The sequence below is a fragment of the Streptomyces sp. PsTaAH-124 genome (assembly GCF_000373685.1).
Taxonomy (GTDB): domain Bacteria; phylum Actinomycetota; class Actinomycetes; order Streptomycetales; family Streptomycetaceae; genus Streptomyces; species Streptomyces andamanensis.
In genome coordinates, this window is record NZ_KB892160.1 from 20,659 (window position 1) to 40,533 (window position 19,875).

Genomic DNA, 19,875 nt, shown 5'->3' on the forward strand with positions numbered 1-19,875 from the left:
CCGTTCCGGGGCCGCCCCCGCTTCTCGGGCTCTGTCACTCCTCCCGTGGGCGTGGGCGTGGGCCGCGGGGGAGGGCCAGTTCCACGGCGGTGCAGCGCCAGCGGCGGTCCCGGCCGCGTTCGAGGCGGAAGGCCAGGGCGCGCAGTTGGGGACCGGCGCCGATGCGGGCGAAGACCTCCAGGGCGCCGGGCCGGGGCTCGAAGTAGCCGATGTCGCGGACGACGGGATGGGCGCCGCGGGCCCGCAGGGGGCCGTGTTCGGCGAGGCGGACGAGTTCGTCGTAGGCCTGGCCGGCGGTGTGCCGGAGCATCCAGTGGACGGGGCGCAGGCCGCTCAGTACGGCCAGGAGCCGGTCGGCGAAGAGGTCGGTGGTGGCGGGAGCGGCCGCGAGGGCCGACGCGGCGGCGCGCTCCCGTTCCCGGGCGCCCCCGCTGTCCCCGGGAAGCCCGGCAAGCCCGGGTGCGGCCGGTGGGCGGGCGTCGGCGGTCCTGTGGTGCGGGGTGGTCCGGCGCGTGGCCGGTGCGGTGGGCGGGCGGTTGTCGGCGGGACCGGTGCGGGCGGGGCCGGTGCCCCGGGGCGAGCCCGGCGGGCGGCCGTCGCTCGCGGTGCGTGCCGGGCTGCCGCCCGGTGTGCGCGGCGGGGTGCCGCCGGGGCGGCGGGCGTCGCGGCGGCCGGGCGGGCGGGTGCCGGGGCGGCGCTGCGCCCTGGTCATGACCTTGTTCATGCGTCCCCGTTCTCGGTGTGCTCTGGCTGTGCGCCGTGGAACGCGGGCCGCCGGTCGGTGCGAACCCGCTGTACCGAGCAGTAACTTCCTGCTGGGGACCTTGTACGGGACCCGCCGCGAGGGAGCAAGGAAGGTTCCGCACGGGTCGACGGTGTGCCGGTTTCACCTGTCCGGGTGAACTTGGGCGGACGGGCCCCCGTAACGGCGCGGCGGAACAGGGGTGCACCGGGTGAAGCGCGGGGCGCGCGGTGGACGTCCCGGAGGGTGCGGCCGGGGACACGAAAGGGGGCCTCCGCACGTATCCTGAAGGCCGTCCGGGTGGCCCTCCCGCGGTCTCCCGGCGCCCTGCGGACCTTCATCCCACCGAGAAAGCGGCCGGCCATGCGCGTCTACGTCCCCCTGACCCTCCCCGGGCTCGCCGCGGCCCACACGGCCGGGGAGCTGGGACCGGAACCGCTCGTCGCCTACGCCGTGACCCCCGCGCTGCGCGAGTGGTACGTCTCCGACGACCTGGAGGAGCTGGAGTACGCCGCGCTGAACCGGGCCGCACTGGCCTCGCTGCGGCTGCTGGCCATGGACCCGCAGGCGCCGCGCCGCCGGGTCGTGGTGGCCGTGGACGTCCCCGACCGCGCGGCGAGCGCCGACCCCGACCGGGGCCTGGACCCCGCCGCGGTCGGCGAGGTCACGGTGACCGGGACCGTACCGCTGGCCAAGGCGGCGGCGGTGCACGTCGACGCGGACGACGCGGTGGCGGACGTGACCGCGGCGGCCGGCGCCCTGGGCGCGGCGGACACCGGCGACGACGACGCGCAGTTCGTCGTCGACGGCGCCGAGGACCACGAGCTGCTCTGGTACGCCACGCAGGAGATCCCGAACCTGATCTGAGCCGGGCGGACCGCACCGACCGTGGGGGCCGCACCGACCGGGTGGACCGCACCGACCGGGTGGACCGCGCGGACCAGGCGGTCCGTCCCCGCCCCGTGCCCGTTGTCAGTGGCGGCGGGTACGTTCTTCGGTATGGGGATGCAGTCGGGAGCGCACATCGTCTGGGACTGGAACGGCACGCTGTTCCACGACAACGACGCGATCATCGGGGCGACGAACGCGGCCTTCGCCGAGCTGGGCCTGGAGCCGATCACGCTGGAGCGCTACCGTGCGCTGTACTGCGTGCCGGTGCCGAAGTTCTACGAGCGGCTGATGGGGCGGCTGCCCACGGACGCCGAGTGGCAGGTCATGGACGACACCTTCCACCGGCACTACACCGAGCACCGGGCCCGCTGCCGGCTGGCCGACGGCGCGGTGGAGCTGCTCACGGGCTGGGCGTCGGCCGGGCACAGCCAGTCGATCCTCAGCATGTACGGGCACGAGGACCTGGTCCCGCTGGTGCGGGGCTTCGGGATAGAGACGCACTTCATACGCGTGGCGGGCCGGACCGGGCCCTCCGGCGGCAGCAAGGCCGAGCACATGGTGCGGCACCTGGGCGCGCTCGCCGAGGATGTCGACCCGGCGCGCACGGTGGTGATCGGCGACGCGGCCGACGACGCGCTGGCCGCGCGGCACGCGGGGGCGCGGGCGGTGCTGTACACGGGCGGGTCGCACAGCCGGGCCAGTCTGGAGGGCGTCGGCGTCCCGGTGGTGGACACCCTCCGGGAGGCGGTCACCGAGGCGCAGCGCCTCGCCGCCTGAGGGCGCCCGGCGGCGCCGGAAGGTGGCCGGGCGCCGGGCGGCGGCGGCACGCACCTCCCGCCCCGTCTGTCCCTGTGCAGAACGTCAAAGTTCCACCCCCGGTTTTGTACACATACGGCTCATGACGGGGCACCCGTGAAGAGCGATAGCCTGGTGGCGTGATCAGCGCGATAGTTCGCGGGGGCGCGCTCGCCTCCGCTCTGCGCCCGGAGTGCACGGACCACATCCGTGACCGGGCGGCGGTCGCTGGTCCTCGCGGGTCGGCCGGGGCCTTCGTGTACCCCCGCGCCTCCAGGACGCCGGGCCGATGCCCGGCCGCGGCGCGGGCGAGAGCAGCGTCACACTCCACGGACGCGTCGAAGTTGGCCGATAACCCCCCGCTCTTCTCACCTCTCGGCATAGCGTCGGAAAGGTCCGGACACCCCGGACCGCGACGTCACGCCGGAAGGGCCGAGACCGTACTTCCTTCAACGTCACGCAACGGCGCGCGACAGGAGCCAGAGGACAATGCAGACCAAGCTGGACGAAGCCAAGGCCGAGTTGCTCGAAAGGGCCGTTCGGGTAGCTGAGAACAGTCCGGCCGGGGGGCACCTCCCGGCCGGGATGACGGGCGAGGGCACCCCGGACCGGGACTGTGTGCTCGCCTTCCTCCAGCGCTACTACCTGCACACCGCACCCGAGGACCTCGCGGACCGCGACCCGGTCGACGTCTTCGGAGCCGCTTTCTCGCACTACCGGCTGGCCGAGAACCGCCCGCAGGGGACGGCCAACGTCCGGGTGCACACCCCGACCGTCGAGGAGAACGGCTGGACGTGCAGCCACTCCGTGGTCGAGGTCGTCACCGACGACATGCCCTTCCTCGTCGACTCGGTCACCAACGAGCTGACCCGCCAGGGCCGCGGCATCCACGTCGTCGTCCACCCGCAGGTCGTCGTCCGCCGCGACGTGACCGGCAAGCTGCTGGAGGTACTGCCCGCCGCGCCTGCCGGTGAGCCGCTGCCGCACGACGCGCACATCGAGTCCTGGATCCACGTCGAGATCGACCGCGAGACCGACCGGTCCGACCTCAAGCAGATCACCGCCGATCTGCTGCGGGTCCTGTCCGACGTCCGCGAGGCCGTCGAGGACTGGGAGAAGATGCGCGACGCGGCCATCCGCATCGCCGAGGGCCTGCCCGACGAGCCGGTCCCCGCCGACCTGCCCGGACAGCAGGTCGAGGAGGCCCGCGAGCTGCTGCGCTGGCTCTCCGCCGACCACTTCACCTTCCTCGGCTACCGCGAGTACGAGCTGCACGGCGACGACTCCCTGGCCGCGGTGCCCGGCACCGGTCTGGGCATACTGCGATCGGACCCGCCGCACGCGGGCGAGGACAGCCACCCGGTCAGCCCGTCCTTCGAGCGGCTGCCCGCCGACGCCCGCGCCAAGGCCCGCGAGCACAAGCTGCTCGTGCTGACCAAGGCCAACAGCCGGGCCACCGTCCACCGGCCGTCCTACCTGGACTACATCGGCGTCAAGAAGTTCGACGCGAACGGCGAGGTGATCGGGGAGCGCCGCTTCCTGGGCCTGTTCTCGTCCGCCGCGTACACCGAGTCGGTGCGCCGGGTGCCGGTGATCCGCCGCAAGGTGGAGGAGGTCCTCGACCTCGCCGGCTTCTCGCCCAACAGCCACGACGGCCGCGACCTCACCCAGATCCTGGAGACCTACCCGCGCGACGAGCTGTTCCAGACGCCGGTCGCCGAGCTCCAGACGATCGCCACCTCCGTGCTCTACCTCCAGGAGCGCCGCCGGCTGCGGCTGTACCTGCGCCAGGACGAGTACGGCCGCTACTACTCGGCGCTGGTCTACCTCCCGCGCGACCGCTACACCACCGGCGTGCGCCTGCGGATCATCGACATCCTGAAGGAGGAGCTGGGCGGCACCAGCGTCGACTTCACGGCCTGGAACACCGAGTCGATCCTGTCCCGGCTGCACTTCGTGGTCCGCGTCCCGCAGGGCACCGAGCTGCCCGAGCTGTCCGACGCCGACAAGGAGCGCATCGAGGCCCGGCTGGTGGAGGCCGCCCGCTCCTGGGCCGACGCCTTCGCCGAGGCGCTCACCGCCGAGCTGGGCGAGGAGCGCGCCGCCGAGCTGCTGCGCCACTACGCCGCCGCCTTCCCCGAGGGCTACAAGGCCGACCACAGCCCGCGCGCCGCCGTCGCCGACCTGGTCAACCTGGAGCAGCTCGACGACGACAAGACGTTCGCGCTCAGCCTGTACGAGCCGGTCGGCGCCGCCCCCGAGGAGCGCCGTTTCAAGATCTACCAGAAGGGCGGCTCGGTCTCCCTCTCGCAGGTGCTGCCGGTGCTCAGCCGGCTCGGCGTGGAGGTCACCGACGAGCGGCCCTACGAGCTGCGCTGCGCGGACCGCACGACGGCCTGGATCTACGACTTCGGCCTGCGCATGCCCAAGGCACCCGCGGGCGGCGGCGACTACCTCGCCGACGACGCCCGCGAGCGCTTCCAGGACGCCTTCGCCGCCGCCTGGACCGGCAAGGCGGAGAACGACGGGTTCAACGCGCTGGTGCTGAGCGCCGGACTGGGCTGGCGCCAGGCCATGGTGCTGCGCGCCTACGCGAAGTACCTGCGCCAGGCGGGCTCCACCTTCAGCCAGGACTACATGGAGGACACCCTCCGCAACAACGTCCACACCACCCGGCTGCTGGTCTCCCTGTTCGAGGCGCGGATGGCGCCCGAGCGGCAGCGCGCGGGCCACGAGCTGGTCGACGCCCTGCTCGAAGAGCTGGACGCGGCCCTGGACCAGGTGGCCTCCCTCGACGAGGACCGCATCCTGCGCTCCTTCCTCACCGTCATCAAGGCGACCCTGCGCACCAACTTCTTCCAGGAGAGCGCGGCCGGCCGCCCGCACGACTACGTCTCCATGAAGTTCGACCCGCGGGCCATCCCGGACCTGCCCGCGCCGCGCCCGGCGTACGAGATCTGGGTGTACTCGCCGCGGGTGGAGGGCGTGCACCTGCGCTTCGGCAAGGTCGCCCGCGGCGGTCTGCGCTGGTCCGACCGGCGCGAGGACTTCCGCACCGAGATCCTGGGCCTGGTCAAGGCGCAGATGGTGAAGAACACCGTGATCGTGCCGGTCGGCGCCAAGGGCGGCTTCGTCGCCAAGCAGCTCCCGGACCCGTCCGTGGACCGGGACGCCTGGCTGGCCGAGGGCATCGCCAGCTACCGCATGTTCATCTCGGCGCTGCTCGACATCACCGACAACATGGTGGCGGGCGAGGTCGTGCCCCCGCGCGACGTGGTCCGCCACGACGGCGACGACACCTATCTGGTGGTCGCGGCCGACAAGGGCACGGCGACGTTCTCGGACATCGCCAACGAGGTCGCCGAGTCCTACGACTTCTGGCTCGGCGACGCCTTCGCCTCCGGCGGCTCCGCGGGCTACGACCACAAGGGCATGGGCATCACCGCCCGCGGTGCCTGGGAGTCGGTCAAGCGGCACTTCCGCGAGCTGGACGTCGACACCCAGTCGCAGGACTTCACGGTCGTCGGCATCGGCGACATGTCCGGTGACGTGTTCGGCAACGGCATGCTGCTCAGCGAGCACATCCGCCTGGTCGCCGCCTTCGACCACCGGCACATCTTCATCGACCCGAACCCGGACGCGGCCACCGGCTACGCCGAGCGGCGCCGCCTGTTCGACCTGCCGCGCTCCAGCTGGGCCGACTACGACACCGCGCTGGTGTCGGCGGGCGGCGGGATCTTCCCGCGCACGCTGAAGTCCATCCCGGTCAACGCGCACATCCGCGAGGCGCTGGGCATCGAGGACGGCGTCACCAAGATGACCCCGGCCGACCTGATGCGGGCCATCCTCCAGGCCCCGGTGGACCTGCTGTGGAACGGCGGCATCGGCACGTACGTCAAGGCGTCCACCGAGTCCAACACGGACGTCGGCGACAAGGCCAACGACGCCATCCGCGTCGACGGCCGCGACCTGCGGGTCCGGGTCGTCGGCGAGGGCGGCAACCTGGGCTGCACCCAGCTCGGCCGGATCGAGTTCGCGCAGACCGGCGGCCGGGTCAACACCGACGCCATCGACAACAGCGCGGGCGTGGACACCTCCGACCACGAGGTGAACATCAAGGTCCTGCTCAACGGGCTGGTCACCGACGGCGACATGACCGTCAAGCAGCGCAACAAGCTGCTGGCGGAGATGACCGACGAGGTCGGCGCGCTGGTGCTGCGCAACAACTACGCGCAGAACACGGCGATCGCCAACGCCCTCGCCCAGTCCAAGGACATGGTCCACGCCCAGCAGCGCTTCATGAAGCACCTGGTGCGCGAGGGCCATCTGGACCGGGCGCTGGAGTTCCTGCCCACCGACCGCCAGATCCGCGAGCGGCTGGCCGCGGGACACGGCCTGACCGGTCCGGAGACGGCCGTCCTGCTGGCGTACACGAAGATCACGGTCGCCGAGGAGCTGCTGCACACCTCGCTGCCCGACGACCCGTATCTGCGCGGGCTGCTGCACACCTACTTCCCGACCCAGCTGCGCGAGCGGTTCGAGGAGCAGATCGACCACCACCCGCTGAACCGCGAGATCACCACGACCGTCCTGGTCAACGACACGGTCAACACCGGTGGTACGACGTATCTGCACCGGCTGCGCGAGGAGACCGGGGCGTCGCTGGAGGAGATCGTCCGGGCGCAGACCGTGGCCCGCGCGATCTTCCGCTCGGCACCGGTGTGGGACGCGGTCGAGGCGCTGGACAACAGGGTCGAGGCCGAGGTGCAGACCCGTATCCGGCTGCACTCGCGCCGCCTGGTCGAGCGCGGCACCCGCTGGCTGCTGAACAACCGGCCGCAGCCGCTCCAGCTCGGCGAGACGGTGGAGTTCTTCGCCGACCGGGTCGAGCAGGTGTGGGCGCAGCTGCCCAAGCTGCTCAAGGGCGCGGACCAGGAGTGGTACCAGCAGGTCTACGACGAGCTGTCCGCGGCCGGTGTCCCGGACGAACTGGCCGGGCGGGTGGCCGGGTTCTCCTCCGCCTTCCCGGCGCTCGACATCGTCTCGGTGGCCGACCGCATGGGCCGGGACCCGATGGACGTCGCCGAGGTGTACTACGACCTGGCCGACCGGCTCGCCATCACCCAGCTGATGGACCGCATCATCGAGCTGCCGCGCGACGACCGCTGGCAGTCCATGGCCCGTGCGGCGATCCGCGAGGACCTGTACGCGGCGCACGCGGCGCTGACGGCGGACGTCCTGGCCGTGGGCGACGCCACCGCCACGCCGGAGCAGCGGTTCGAGGTGTGGGAGGAGAAGAACGCGCCGATCCTCTCCCGGGCCCGCACCACCCTGGAGGAGATCCGCGGTTCGGACGCGTTCGACCTGGCCAACCTCTCGGTGGCCATGCGGACGATGCGGACCCTGCTGCGCACCCACTCGTAGCGCGCACCGCCGTAGTACGAGGGCGCCCCGGGCCGCATGGCCCGGGGCGCCCTCGCGTCGTCCGCCCGTCCGCCCCGGCCTCCCCGCCCGCCCCGTTCCGCCGGGCGGAAACGCCGTACGGCGCCCGGTACCCTTTCCGGCTAATCGGGATCATTCGGTTAAAGTTGCGCGCGTGATGGTGAAACGCGTCCGGTACACCGCCTCCGCCGCCCACCGCGCCCCGGTCCTTGCCCGCGATGCGCGCCGCGCCGCCTGAGGCGCGTTCCGCCGGACGAGCGGCGTCCCTGCCGACGGCCGTCCGCGTGAAACGTTCCGCCGCGCCCCGGGCCGCCGTCGCGCTGCTCCTCGTCCTGCTGCTCCTGGTGATCGTCCGGCTGCCCTGGGCCGGTGACCTCGGCATGCACGCGGCCACCGTCGAACGCCTGCGGCACGGTCTGCTGCACCCCGGCAACCCGCTCGTCGCCGCCGACACCCCGAGCCCCTACTACTCGCCGTGGATGCTGCTGCTCGGCTGTGTCGCACGGGCCGGCGGCTGGTCGGTCTTCATCGTGCTGCGGCTGGCCGCGCTCGCCGGACTCGCGCTCCTGGTCACCGGCGTACGCCGGTACGTACGGACCCTGAGCCCGCATCCGGCCGCGCCCGCCCTGGCCGCGCTGAGCCTGGTGCTGCTCTGGGGCACCGTGCTCATCAACTGGAGCGGCTTCCTCTCCCTGAACTCGCTGGCGCTGACGGTCTCCTACCCCAGCGTGTTCGCCCTCGGGCTCTCCTTCCACCTGTGGGCGTGGCTCAGCCGGACGCTGCGCGCGCCGGCCGGCTGGGAGGTGTGGCTGGGCACCGGCGTGCTGTGGGCGGTGATCCTGCTCTGCCACCAGTTCACCGGAGTGGTCGCCACGCTGGGCGCGCTGGCCACGGTCGTTGCCGCCCGGCCGCCGCGCGTGTGGTGGCCGCGGATCGCCGCGGCGGCCGGGCTGGGCCTGCTGGTGCTGTGGCTGTGGCCGTACTACGACTTCTTCGCGCTGTTCTCGGCCGGTGACGGGCTGGCGAGCGTGCACCGCGCCCTCTACACGGACTTCGCCGGCCGGTACTGGCTGGCGCTGCTCGGGGTGGCGGCGCTGGTGCTGCGGTACCGGCGCGACCGGCGGGACCCGCTGGTGATCTTCTGCGCGCTGGGCGCGCTGGTGTGCGCGGCGGGCTTCGTCAGCGGCCACTACTCCTGGGGCCGGGCACTGCCCGCCGCGCTGGTCCCGGCGCAGCTCGCCATCGCCCTGGAGGTGTTCGGCGGCGGCCGGCGCGCGGTGCGCCTGCGCTGGGCCTGGGCGCTGGCCGCCGCGCTCGCCGTGGGCGCCTGGACGCAGGCGGGGGTGGCCGGGTACGTCGTGGGGCGGGACGCGCTGCCCCCCGTGCTCGCCGCGCGCTACACGCCGCCCTGGACCGGATACCACTGGATCACCCCGCATGTGCGGTACGGCGATGTGGTGATGGCCCGTGACTTCCCGTCCCGGCTGGTGCCCGCCTACGGCGCCTACACCGTGGCGCCCGGCTACCCGGAGTTCTTCCTGCCGGACGCGGCCCGGCGGGAGCGGGCCGCCGAGCGCTACTTCGCGCGCGGCACACCGCGCGGCGCCCGCCGGGACATCCTGCGGACGTACCGCGTGCGCTGGGTCCTCGACGGCCGCCGCCCGCAGCGGGATCCCGGCCTGCGCCCGGTGGCCGGCGGACCGGGCGGGCAGGTGCTGTACGCGGTGACGCGGTAGGCCCGAGCGGGGGCCGGCGGGTGGGGAGGACCGGCGGTCGCAGGCGGCCGGCTACTTCCGGGTGAAGGTCTCGTACGCCTTCAGGACCTCGTCCGTGGGGCCGTCCATGCGCAGCTCGCCGCGTTCGAGCCACAGGACGCGCTCGCAGGTGTCGCGGATCGAGTTGTTGTTGTGGCTGACCAGGAAGACCGTGCCCGCGTGCTTGCGCAGTTCGCGGATGCGTTCCTCGGAGCGCATCTGGAACTTGCGGTCGCCGGTGGCCAGCGCCTCGTCGATGAGCAGCACGTCGTGGTCCTTGGCGGCGGCGATGGAGAAGCGCAGCCGGGCGGCCATGCCGGAGGAGTAGGTGCGCATGGGCAGCGTGATGAAGTCGCCCTTCTCGTTGATGCCGGAGAAGTCGACGATCTCCTGGTAGCGCTCCCTGATCTGCTCGCGGGACATGCCCATGGCGAGGCCGCCGAGATGCACGTTGCGCTCGCCGGTCAGGTCGTTCATCAGGGCCGCGTTCACCCCGAGCAGGGAGGGCTGGCCGTCGGTGTAGATCTTGCCGCTCTCCACCGGGAGCAGCCCGGCGACCGCCTTGAGCAGGGTGGACTTGCCGGAGCCGTTGGTGCCGATGAGGCCGATCGCCTCGCCCTTGTAGGCGATGAACGACACCTTCTTCACCGCGTGCACCCGGCGCACGCCCGCCGCCTTCTCCCCCTTCCCGGGCCGCAGGATGCGGTTGAGCGCGGCGGTCGCGGTGCCGCGTCCGGCGCCCGTGCCGTGCACCCGGTAGACGATGTCGACCCGGTCGGCGATGACGGTGGGGATGTTGCCGCTGCTGTGCTCAGCCACGTCCGTACCTCTCCTCGGCCTTCCAGAAGTAGACGAAGCCGCCGACACCGGCGAGCAGCGCCCAGCCCAGCGCGTACGCCCACACGTGGTGCGGGAGCTGGTGGGCCTTGAAGCTGTCGATGAGCGCGAAGCGCATCAGGTCGATGTAGACGGCGGCCGGGTTGATCTCCAGCAGCGTCTTGACGACGTGCGGCATGCTGCTGTGCTTGAGGGTCGCGTCGATGCTCCACATGACCCCGGAGACGTACATCCAGGTGCGCAGCAGGAACGGCATCAGCTGGGCGATGTCCGGGGTCTTGGCGCCCATCCGGGCCACGACCATCGACACGCCCGCGTTGAAGACGAACTGGAGCACCAGCACCGGGACGGCCAGCGCCCAGGAGGCGGCGGGCATCACACCGAAGCAGAGCAGGATCACCACGAGCGCGGCCATCGAGAACAGCAGCTGCTGGAGCTGCTGGAGCGCGAAGGAGATGGGCAGCGCGGCGCGCGGGAAGTGCAGGGCCCGCACCAGGCCGAGGTTGCCGGAGATCGCCCGGGTGCCCGCCATGATCGAGCTCTGCGTGAACGTCCAGATGAACACGCCGGTGACCAGGAACGGGATGTAGTCGGACACGCCCCGGCTGGTGCCGAGCAGGACGCCGAAGATGAAGTAGTAGACCGCCGCGTTCAGCAGGGGGGTGGCGACCTGCCAGACCTGGCCGAGCTTCGCCTGGCTGTACTGGGCGGTGAGCTTGGCGGTGGCGAACGCCGTGATGAAGTGCCGCCGTGCCCACAGCTCGCGCAGATACGCCGACAGGGTGGGGCGGGCGCCGCTGACGGACAGGCCGTGATGGGCGGCGAGCGCCGCCGGATCGTCCTCGGCGGCGGCCGGGGCGGGGGGCGGTGTGTGGAGGACCTGGCTCACATCCGCTGCTTTCGGTCGGGGGGAGGGGGCGCGGGGGCGGGACGCTTGTCCGCCGCCCGTTTCCTTACGGTTCTCTTCACGTTCTCTTACGTCGGAACGGGACCGTATCGTCGCAACGTGAGCGTAGGCCCAAGTGACGTCGCGACGCAACCGTTTCGTCGTCACGCCCTATGCTGGAGGCCATGACGACGAACCCCGGCGAACCCGAGACGCGCCCGCGCCGCCGCACGCCCGCCGGGGCGGCCGTCCTGCGGGAGGACGTCACGGAGGCGATCCGGGCGGCCGTCTTCGGTGAACTGGCGGCCGTCGGCTACGCGCGCATGTCCATCGAGGGCATCGCCCGGCGCGCGGGCGTCGGCAAGACCGCCGTGTACCGCCGCTGGCGCTCCAAGCTGCACCTGGTGCTCGACGTCGTCTCGGCGCTCGCCGTCCAGGGCCTGCCCGCTCCCGACACCGGATCCCTGGAGACGGACCTGCGCCTGCTCTACGAGGTGACCTCCCGCGCCCTGCGCCATCCGGTGGCCTCGCAGATCCTGCCCGACCTCCAGGCGGAGGCGGCCCGCAATCCCGATCTCGCCGAGGCCGTGCAGAAGGCCCTGCGCGACGGTCAGGAGGGCGTCGCCAGCAGCATCCTCGCGGCGGCGGCGGAGCGCGGCGAGATCCGCGCCGGTCTCGACCGCGACCTGGCCCTCGACCTGATCTCCGGGCCGTTGTACTGGCGCGCGGTCGTCATCCGTGCCCCCAAGCTCCCCAAGGGCTATCTGGCCGCGCTGGCACGCGGCACCGCGGCGGCGCTCAAGGCGCTGTAAGGCGCTGTAAGGCGGAGCGGGCCGCCCACCGGGCCCGGACGGGGCACGGGCGGCCCGGGTGCCCGCGGTGTCCGCCGACCCGGCCGGGCAGCGGCATGTGCGGCGGCCTCGCGGAAGGCAAGGGGCTCCCCGGCGGCCGGTGCGGCGGCCGGGGAGCCCCGGTGACCGGCGTCCGCCCCGCGGGGTCCGGGCGGGCCGTCGCCGCTGCTCTCAGGCGCGGGCCGCCTCGGGGTGGTGGTGGACCCAGCCCGCCCAGGCGGAGGTGATCATGTCCTGGACGTCATGGCGGGCCTTCCAGCCGAGCGCGGCGGCGGCGCGGTCGGCGGAGGCGACGACGCGGGCCGGGTCGCCGGGGCGGCGCGGGGTGACCGCCGGGGCGCGGTGGCGGCCGGTCACGGCGCCGATCGTGTCGATCATCTCGCGCACCGAGACCCCCTCGCCGCGTCCGATGTTCAGGGTCAGGTCGCGGCCGGGGGCGGCGCGCAGCGCGCGGGCCGTGGCGACATGCGCCTCGGCGAGGTCCACCACATGGATGTAGTCGCGCACGCAGGTGCCGTCGGGAGTGGGGTAGTCGTCGCCGAAGATCCGCGGCGCCTCGCCCTCCGTCAGCCTTTCGAGGACCATGGGCACGAGGTTGTAGACGCCGGTGTCCGCCAGTTCGGGACAGGCCGCGCCCGCCACGTTGAAATAGCGCAGGGAGGCCGTGGCCAGCCCGGTCGCCCGGCCCGTCGCGCGCACCAGCCACTCGCCGGCCAGCTTGGTCTCCCCGTACGGCGACAGGGGCGCGCACGGAGTCTCCTCGGTGACCAGGTCCACGTCCGGCATGCCGTAGACGGCCGCGGAGGAGGAGAGGACGAAGGCGTCCACCGAGGCCGCCGTCACGGCCTCCAGCAGGACGCGCAGGCCCTCCACGTTCTCCCGGTAGTAGTGCAGGGGCAGCTCCACGGACTCGCCGACCTGCTTCTTGGCCGCCAGGTGGACGACGCCGGTGATCCGGTGCTCGGCCAGGGTCCGCGCCAGCCGCTCGCCGTCCAGGGTGGAGCCGACGACGAGCGGGACGCCGTCCGGGATGCGGTCGCCGAGCCCCGTGGAGAGGTCGTCGTAGACCACGGTCTGCTCGCCCGCCTCGGTCATCGCGCGGACGACATGGGCGCCGATGTAGCCGGCGCCTCCGGTGATCAGCCAGGTCATGGTGGGCGTCTCCTCGTCAGTTGGCCCGGGTGGTGCGGTGGTGCGGTGGGACGGCCGGGGCGTTATCCGGTGCCCCGGCGGAGCAGTCGGCGGAGTCTGCCGCGCAGCACGGACGTGGCTCCGCGCCAGCCGGTGGCCAGGCGCAGGGCCAGCGCGCCGGAGTGCGTGGCGTAGGGCTGGACCAGCAGGGCGCCGAACCGCAGGCTCGGCACGACGCTGCGGCGCAGCATGCCGGTGCCCGCCCAGGCGTGTCCGGTCACCGCGCGGCTGGTGCCGTCGGCGAAGTGCACCCGCAGGTGCAGGTCCCAGGTCCCGGCGCCCAGGGCCGCCAGGTCCACGACCGTCTCGGCCCGCCAGGTGTCACCGGTGGGCCGGAGCGGGACCGTGGCGCGCTGGGCCGCGTGGCCCGCCTCGCGGTGGCGCCACTCGGCCTCCAGCGTGCGGGGACCGGTGGCCGCGACCCTGCCGTACATCTCGTGCAGGCGCAGCCGCAGGACGGTGGTGCGCGTGCTCGGGCGCAGCGCCGCGTCCACCGCGAGCGGCAGCCGGTGCGCGTCCCGGGTCAGATACGGCTCCAGGGTGACCTGGGGCAGGTCCCGGGACCAGACGGGGACGCCGCCCTCGCCGCGCGCGTAGGGCGGGCACAGCCGGGCGGGGCGGGCGGCCAGCTCCTTGAGCCGGGGCAGGTCGCGCGGCTCGGGGGAGGCCAGGATCACCCGGGCCAGCAGCCGGCCGGGCGCGGTCGGCTCGGACGCCCAGTCGGCGGCGTCGTAGCCGCGCAGGTAGGCGCGGGTGTGCGTCCACCAGGCGCGGCGGTACTCGGGATCGCGCAGGCTCAGCTCGCGCGCGTACATGCGCAGCTCATGGTCGAGGAACTTGGCGCGGGCCGCCCGCGCCAGCTCCTTCTGCCCGGCGTTCAGCAGGATGTCGTACGCCTGCTCGCTCGCCTCGGTACGGGCCCGCCAGTTCTCGATGCGGGCCCGGTCCAGGGAGATCGACAGCCGTTCGGCGGAGCGGCGCACGTGCCAGAGGTAGACCCGGTCCGGGACGAGGGCCATGCGCGGCGCGGCGGCCAGCATCCGCGCGGTGAAGACGAAGTCCTCGTAGGGGAAGCGGCCCTCGGGGAAACGGATGGCGTGCTCGCGCAGGAAGTCGGTGCGGTACAGCTTGTTGACGCACAGCGTGTCGTGCACGAGCGCGGGCAGCTGCGCGGGGTGGCCGAGGACCGCGCTGTGCGCGTACAGCGCGCTCTGCCAGGGCACGTCGTGCCCGGAGGGCAGCTCGCGGCGTACGCACAGGCCGGCCGCGACCTGGGCGTCCTCCGCCTCGGCGGCGGTGAGCAGCGCATGCGTCGCGCCGGGCGGCAGGACGTCGTCGCTGTCGAGGAACATCAGGTACGGGGAGGTCGCCGCGTCGATGCCGGTGTTGCGTGGGCTGCCGCAGCCGCCGCTGTTGGTCCTGCGCCTGATCACCCGCACTCTGGGCTCCTCGGCGGCGAGGCCGAGGAGGAGTTCGTGGGTGCCGTCCGTCGAGCAGTCGTCGACGGCGATGACCTCGCGGACCGCGGGCCCCTGCGCGAGTGCGGAACGCACCGCCTGCGCTATGCGGGCGACGTCGTTGTAACCGATGACGACGATGCTGACGGGCGGGTTCTGGCGGGAATGCGGGTGCATGGAGTCCACGGGCGCGATCGTAGGTGCGGTCGGTTGTCCCCCGTTAAGAGGGACTCAGGGTCCCCTGCGGAAGACGGTGCGGGTCCTGCTCGGGTTGTCTGCGGGGTACCTCCGCCTTCGTCGAGCGCCACAGCCGGACGAACGAGACTACCGTGGCCGCCGCCAGCAGGCCGTTGCGGGCCAGTATCAGCGCGCATCCGGCCCAGGTGGAGGCCTCCACCTGGCCGTAGAGCGCGGGATAGGCGACCGCGCTGACCAGGCAGGCCGGGGCGAGCAGGGCGGCGACAGGGCGCTGGGTCGTGTGCCGTGAGGTGAGACACACCGCGGCGAGTCCGAGCAGCCAGACCATGTACTGCGGGCTGATCACCCGGCTGGTCACGGTGAACAGCAGGGTGGCGCTCAGCGCGGCGTCGCAGGGGGTGTCCGGGGTCCGGCGCCGGGCGCGCAGGCGCCAGAGCAGCAGCGTCGCGAGGGCCGCGGCGGACAGCGCCAGGAAGACATGGGCCACGGTGCTGACGTACGGCCCGGTGAACTCCAGCGAGCCGTAGCGGTAGCGGACGACGCCCGGCCAGCCGGCGTGGGTCGCCAGGGCGAGCAGGGTGCCGCCGAACGACTCGATCTGCACCCCGCGCCCGCCCTGCCCGCGCAGGAAGGCCAGCGGGTTGCGGAACACCGCGGCGAGCACCAGCGCGGCGAGCGCGCCGGTCCCGGCCGCCCAGGTCCACGCCGAGCGGGTCGTACGGCCCCGGGGGGTGCCCAGCAGCACCAGCGCGGGCCACACCTTCATCAGCGCGCCCAGCGCGGCCAGCGCCCCGCAGGCGCGCGGGGAGCGGCGCAGGGCCAGCAGGGCGAGCACGGCGAAGGCGGTGACCTGGAGGTCGTAGCGGGCGAGCGGGACGTGCAGCAGCAGCGGCAGGCCCAGCGTCCAGCAGCAGGCGCCGCGCAGGCTGCCGCCCGGCCGGGTGCCCGCGTGGGCCAGGGCCGCCGCGATCACCGCGTCCGCGGCCAGGGCGAGCGCCACGAACGCCTGGAAGTACGTCAGCCACGGCAGCAGCGCGGGGGAGAGCAGGACCGGTGCGGCGCCCGGCGGGTACTGCCAGAGCGGGTCGTGCGCGGGGAAGGCGCCGTGCGCCAGCACCAGGTACCAGTGGTGGTACAGCTTCCACACCTCGCGCGCCACGGCGCCGCCGCCCAGCGGGGGCAGCGTGTCGTGGGCGAGCAGCGTCAGCGTCGCCGCGCGGGTGAGGAGCCAGGCGGCCGCCAGGGCGAGGAGGCGGTGTCGCGTCGAGGTGCGGGCCGATGGCCGCGGCACGCTCCGGAAGGCACTCATCACCGCGGATCGTAGACCGCGCCGATGCCCTGTCCGTGCCGGTACACGGCCGCAGACGGGTAAGAAGGCGGTAGATGTGGTGACGCGGGTGTTCCACGGGGAGAGTCGGGAGTGTGGCCTGCCCGCCCGTCCGCCGGGGGCAGCGGCTCAGCCGCAGTGCGCGGTGCCCGCCGGGTCCGTCGCGTCGGCCGCGGGCCCGGACAGGCCCGGCGCCGCCGAGTCCAGGGCGTCGGTGAGCCGGGCGAGGCGGACGTGCAGGTCCTCGATCTCGTCCGGGCCGAGGCCGGTGGCCGCCATGATCCGGGGCGGTACGAGCGCCGCGCGCCCGCGCAGCGCCGTGCCCTCGGCGGTGAGCCGGACCCGGACCGAGCGCTCGTCGTGGGCGCTGCGCTCCCGGGTCACCAGACCGGCCGCCTCCAGCCGCTTGAGCAGCGGGGAGAGGGTCCCGGAGTCGAGGCGCAGCCGCTCGCCGAGCTGTTTGACGGGAATCTCGTCGCGCTCCCACAGCACCAGCATCACCAGGTACTGCGGATAGGTCAGGCCCAGGTCCTTCAGGAGCGAGCGGTAGACGCCGGTGAAGGCGCGCGAGGCGGCGTGCAGCGCGAAGCAGATCTGGTGGTCCAGGCGCAGCCACTCCTCGTCGGGGGCGGGGGTCCGCGGTACCTCGGTCGTCATGTGCCTCAGGGTACCCGAGGTACCTCGCGCATCATTCAGTTGTGCACAACTTAATTGTGTGCTCTACTCGTGGCGCGGCAACCGCAGGAACCGCGGAACCGCGCACCGATGTCTTCCGAGAGGGCTGGATCGTCATGGAAACGCTCTACACCGCCGTCGCCACCGCCACCCACGGCCGCGAGGGCCGCGCCTACAGCTCCGACGGCAAGCTGGACGTGCAGCTCGCCGCGCCCGTGGAACTGGGCGGCGACGGACAGGGCACCAACCCGGAGCAGATGTTCGCCGCCGGATACGCGGCCTGCTTCGCCGGTGCCCTCGCCCTGGTCGGCCGCCGGGCCAAGGTGGACGTGAGCGACGCGGCGGTCACCGGCGAGGTCGCCTTCGGCAAGAAGGGCGAGGGCTTCGCGCTCGCCGTCACCCTGCGCATCGAGCTGCCCGAGAGCGTGGACGAGGCCACCGGCCGCGAGCTGGTCGAGCAGGCCCACCAGGTGTGCCCCTACTCCAACGCCACCCGCGGCAACATCCCGGTCGACCTCGTCATCGAGTGACCCGGGCGCGGGCACACCGGCCGTGTCCGCTCAGGACGGTGCGAGCCGGTCGTGCCCGGACGCCTGCGCGGGCACCTGGGCGCCGCCGCCCGGTGCCGTCCGCGCGGCGGCCGGGGCGGGCGCGGGCGGCGTCCAGTCCCGCTCGCCCAGCAGCAGCGTGCGCACCACCCGCTCCGCCGCCCAGCCGTCGTCGAACTCGCAGAACCGTGCCCGGAACGCCGCCCGCAGCCGCGCCGACTCCGCGTCCCGCCAGGTCCCCGACGCCAGCAGCCACGCCAGCTCGCGGTAGGAGCGCGCCACATGGCCCGGCGGCTCGGCCCGCACGTCGAAGTACACGCCCCGGCTCGCCGTGTACGCGTCGAAGTCATCGGCGTGCACCACGATCGGCCGGTCCAGGTTGGCGTAGTCGAACATCAGGGCGGAGTAGTCGGTGACGAGCACATCGGCGGCGAGCAGCACGTCCTCCGCGTACGGCTCGTCCGTCGCGTCCACCAGCACCCCGCGCCGGTGCAGCTCGGCCAGGCCGAGGCCGCGCGCCGGACCGGCCGCGAGCGACGGGTGCAGCCGGACCACGAGGGTGTGCCCCTCGCCCAGGTCGGCGGCGAGCCGGGCGGGATCGAACCGCTCGACGTGCCCGCCGCGCCGGTACTCGCGGCGGGTCGGCGCGTACAGCACCACGGTGTGGTCCGCCGGGACGCCGAGCCGGGCGCGCACCGCCGCCCCGGCGTCCGGCGCCGCGCCCACCAGGACGTCGTTGCGCGGGCTGCCGGTGCGCGCGGAGCCGAAGCGGCACGGGTAGGCGCGCTCCCACACCAGCTCGGAGTGGCGGTTGGCGACCAGGCTGTGGTCCCAGCGGTCGGCCCGGCGCAGCATGCCCGGGACGTCCACGCCGTGCCGGGCGCCGGGCTTGCCCAGCAGATCGGCCCCCATGTACTTCAGCGGCGTCCCCTGGTGCGTCTGGATGTGCACGCTGCCGGGCCGCTTGCCGGGGACGTCGGGCCAGTTGACGTTGTTGACGAAGTACGCGGCGCGCGCGGCGAGCTGCCGGAAGCGCGGGCCGCCGGGCACGACGTACTCGGTGCCGGGCGGCAGCAGCCCGGCGAGTTGGGCCCGCTCGGGGTCGCGCACCACCCACACCCCGCGCAGCTGCGGGGCGATCTCCCGGGCCCTGCGGTACACCGCGGCCGGGTCGCCGAGCACCCCGCGGTGCGAGAAGGCCGAGTACAGGACCAGGTCCTCGGCCTGCGGCCGGCGGGCGTGCAGCGCGCCCCAGCCGTCCTTGGCCCGGCGCGCCGCGGCCCGGCGGACCTGCCGTGCCCGGCGGCCCGCCTCGCGCCGCGCCCGCGCGGCCTGCCGCCGCAGCGCGTACGCCGCGTACCCGCCCTCCAGGACCCGCAGTCCGTCGGGCACGGGCGCCCCGGCGGGCCGGTGCGCGGCGAACAGCTCGGCCGTGCGGCGGAAGAACTCCGCCCTGTCGGCCGGGGGCACCCGGTCCGGCTTGGCCAGGATGTCGAGGCAGTGCTCGCCCGCCTTGCGGTGCAGATACGGCCGCCAGGACGCGAGGTCGGGCCGGTCGTCCAGATACGCGAAGACCCGCTCGTACTGGTCGTGGATGTCGAAGTGCTTGCGGCTGGTGGTGGACAGGATGCTGCCCTGCCGGCGCTGGCGGTAGTTCAGGCAGATCCGGTCCAGCGCGGCGATCCGGTCCGCGGTGAGCAGCACCGGGAACGTCCAGGGCGTGTCCTCGTAGTAGCCCGGCGGGAAGGCGAAGCCGTGCTTGCCGACGAAGTCGCGCCGGTACAGCTTGTTCCACACCACCATCAGCAGATCGAGGATCTCCGGGCGCTCGGCCGCGGTGAAGGTCCCCGCGCCGCCCGCCTCGGCCAGCACCCGTGCCAGGGCGTTGCGGCGCGCCCCGCCCCACCAGTAGGTGCGCGCGTAGTCGAAGACCAGCACGTCCGGGTCGTCGGTCTCGGCCAGCCGGTCCGCCATGGCGCGCAGCGCGCCCGGGGTGAGCGTGTCGTCGCTGTCGAGGAAGAAGAGGAAGTCGCCGGTGGCCCGCTCCGCCCCCGCGTTGCGGGCGCGGCCCAGACCGGCGTTCTCCGGCAGGTGCAGCACGCGCACGCGCGCGTCGCGCGCCGCGTACTCGTCGAGGATCGCGCCGGAGCCGTCCGGGGAGCAGTCGTCGACGGCGATCACCTCGACGTCCCGGAAGGACTGCCCGAGGACCGAGTCGAGGCACTCGCGCAGGAAGCCCTGCACCTGGAAGCAGGGGACGATGATGCTGAAGCGGGGCACT

The 19,875-nt window shown here is 73.6% G+C and carries 14 protein-coding genes; 6 read left to right on the forward strand and 8 right to left on the reverse strand.

Annotation, left to right across the window (positions count from 1 at the left end):
* Window positions 1-34 precede the first annotated feature (34 nt).
* Entirely contained in the window at window positions 35-724 is a 690-nt protein-coding gene (locus B086_RS0105965) for an Rv3235 family protein (protein ID WP_018565493.1), read from the reverse strand.
* Between the two features lie 381 nt (window positions 725-1,105).
* Here B086_RS0105965 and B086_RS0105970 point away from each other — a divergent pair, with 381 nt between their 5' ends.
* The 4 genes from B086_RS0105970 to B086_RS0105985 all read left to right on the forward strand — a co-directional run bounded on the left by B086_RS0105970 (window position 1,106) and on the right by B086_RS0105985 (window position 9,606).
* Window positions 1,106-1,609, forward strand: coding sequence for a DUF6912 family protein (locus B086_RS0105970; protein ID WP_018565494.1), 504 nt, complete (start codon window positions 1,106-1,108; stop codon window positions 1,607-1,609).
* Window positions 1,610-1,741: 132 nt separating this feature from the next.
* Window positions 1,742-2,410 (forward strand): HAD family hydrolase, encoded by a 669-nt coding sequence (locus tag B086_RS0105975; RefSeq protein ID WP_018565495.1) that lies wholly within the window; start codon window positions 1,742-1,744, stop codon window positions 2,408-2,410.
* Window positions 2,411-2,917: 507 nt separating this feature from the next.
* Window positions 2,918-7,852 carry an NAD-glutamate dehydrogenase gene (locus B086_RS0105980; protein ID WP_026252146.1) on the forward strand — a complete coding sequence of 1,645 codons (4,935 nt, stop codon included), beginning with the start codon at window positions 2,918-2,920 and terminating at the stop codon, window positions 7,850-7,852.
* A gap of 236 nt (window positions 7,853-8,088) precedes the next feature.
* Window positions 8,089-9,606 carry a hypothetical protein gene (locus B086_RS0105985; RefSeq protein WP_234029262.1) on the forward strand — a complete coding sequence of 506 codons (1,518 nt, stop codon included), beginning with the start codon at window positions 8,089-8,091 and terminating at the stop codon, window positions 9,604-9,606.
* 51 nt (window positions 9,607-9,657) lie between these two features.
* On the opposite strand, the gene B086_RS0105990 is transcribed toward B086_RS0105985, so the two are convergent.
* Both B086_RS0105990 and B086_RS0105995 read right to left on the reverse strand, forming a co-directional pair.
* Window positions 9,658-10,443 carry an ABC transporter ATP-binding protein gene (locus tag B086_RS0105990; protein ID WP_018565498.1) on the reverse strand — a complete coding sequence of 262 codons (786 nt, stop codon included), beginning with the start codon at window positions 10,441-10,443 and terminating at the stop codon, window positions 9,658-9,660.
* Window positions 10,436-11,350: an ABC transporter permease gene (locus B086_RS0105995; RefSeq protein ID WP_018565499.1), complete on the reverse strand. Its 915-nt coding sequence runs from the start codon at window positions 11,348-11,350 to the stop codon at window positions 10,436-10,438. Before B086_RS0105995 ends, B086_RS0105990 begins: the two co-directional genes overlap by 8 nt.
* Window positions 11,351-11,532: 182 nt before the next feature.
* On the opposite strand from B086_RS0105995, the gene B086_RS0106000 reads away from it, so the two are divergent.
* Window positions 11,533-12,159, forward strand: coding sequence for a TetR/AcrR family transcriptional regulator (locus tag B086_RS0106000; RefSeq protein ID WP_078510188.1), 627 nt, complete (start codon window positions 11,533-11,535; stop codon window positions 12,157-12,159).
* Between the two features lie 210 nt (window positions 12,160-12,369).
* Here the strand turns inward: B086_RS0106000 and galE are convergent, their stop codons facing one another.
* From galE to B086_RS0106020, 4 genes are all read right to left on the reverse strand, one after another.
* On the reverse strand, window positions 12,370-13,350 hold the full coding sequence (gene galE, locus B086_RS0106005) for a UDP-glucose 4-epimerase GalE (protein ID WP_018565501.1): 981 nt from the start codon (window positions 13,348-13,350) through the stop codon (window positions 12,370-12,372).
* 62 nt (window positions 13,351-13,412) lie between these two features.
* Entirely contained in the window at window positions 13,413-15,023 is a 1,611-nt protein-coding gene (locus tag B086_RS0106010; RefSeq protein ID WP_026252147.1) for a glycosyltransferase family 2 protein, read from the reverse strand.
* Between the two features lie 43 nt (window positions 15,024-15,066).
* Window positions 15,067-16,353, reverse strand: a complete 1,287-nt coding sequence (locus B086_RS0106015; RefSeq protein ID WP_018565503.1) for a glycosyltransferase 87 family protein — start codon at window positions 16,351-16,353, stop codon at window positions 15,067-15,069.
* Window positions 16,354-16,500: 147 nt separating this feature from the next.
* Window positions 16,501-17,028 (reverse strand): MarR family winged helix-turn-helix transcriptional regulator, encoded by a 528-nt coding sequence (locus B086_RS0106020; protein ID WP_018565504.1) that lies wholly within the window; start codon window positions 17,026-17,028, stop codon window positions 16,501-16,503.
* 134 nt (window positions 17,029-17,162) lie between these two features.
* Here B086_RS0106020 and B086_RS0106025 point away from each other — a divergent pair, with 134 nt between their 5' ends.
* Entirely contained in the window at window positions 17,163-17,576 is a 414-nt protein-coding gene (locus B086_RS0106025) for an organic hydroperoxide resistance protein (protein ID WP_018565505.1), read from the forward strand.
* 30 nt (window positions 17,577-17,606) lie between these two features.
* On the opposite strand, the gene B086_RS0106030 is transcribed toward B086_RS0106025, so the two are convergent.
* On the reverse strand, window positions 17,607-19,874 hold the full coding sequence (locus B086_RS0106030) for a bifunctional glycosyltransferase/CDP-glycerol:glycerophosphate glycerophosphotransferase (protein ID WP_018565506.1): 2,268 nt from the start codon (window positions 19,872-19,874) through the stop codon (window positions 17,607-17,609).
* Window position 19,875: the final 1 nt, after the last annotated feature.

Bases quoted from the DNA above. Each gene is read 5' to 3' on its own strand.
- B086_RS0105985 (WP_234029262.1), top strand. From the start codon at position 8,089: ATGCGCGCCGCGCCGCCTGAGGCGCGTTCCGCCGGACGAGCGGCGTCC.
- B086_RS0106020 (WP_018565504.1), bottom strand. From the start codon at position 17,028: ATGACGACCGAGGTACCGCGGACCCCCGCCCCCGACGAGGAGTGGCTG.
- B086_RS0105965 (WP_018565493.1), bottom strand. From the start codon at position 724: ATGAACAAGGTCATGACCAGGGCGCAGCGCCGCCCCGGCACCCGCCCG.
- B086_RS0106015 (WP_018565503.1), bottom strand. From the start codon at position 16,353: ATGAGTGCCTTCCGGAGCGTGCCGCGGCCATCGGCCCGCACCTCGACG.
- B086_RS0106010 (WP_026252147.1), bottom strand. From the start codon at position 15,023: ATGCACCCGCATTCCCGCCAGAACCCGCCCGTCAGCATCGTCGTCATC.
- B086_RS0106025 (WP_018565505.1), top strand. From the start codon at position 17,163: ATGGAAACGCTCTACACCGCCGTCGCCACCGCCACCCACGGCCGCGAG.
- B086_RS0105970 (WP_018565494.1), top strand. From the start codon at position 1,106: ATGCGCGTCTACGTCCCCCTGACCCTCCCCGGGCTCGCCGCGGCCCAC.
- B086_RS0105980 (WP_026252146.1), top strand. From the start codon at position 2,918: ATGCAGACCAAGCTGGACGAAGCCAAGGCCGAGTTGCTCGAAAGGGCC.
- galE (WP_018565501.1), bottom strand. From the start codon at position 13,350: ATGACCTGGCTGATCACCGGAGGCGCCGGCTACATCGGCGCCCATGTC.
- B086_RS0106000 (WP_078510188.1), top strand. From the start codon at position 11,533: ATGACGACGAACCCCGGCGAACCCGAGACGCGCCCGCGCCGCCGCACG.
- B086_RS0105975 (WP_018565495.1), top strand. From the start codon at position 1,742: ATGGGGATGCAGTCGGGAGCGCACATCGTCTGGGACTGGAACGGCACG.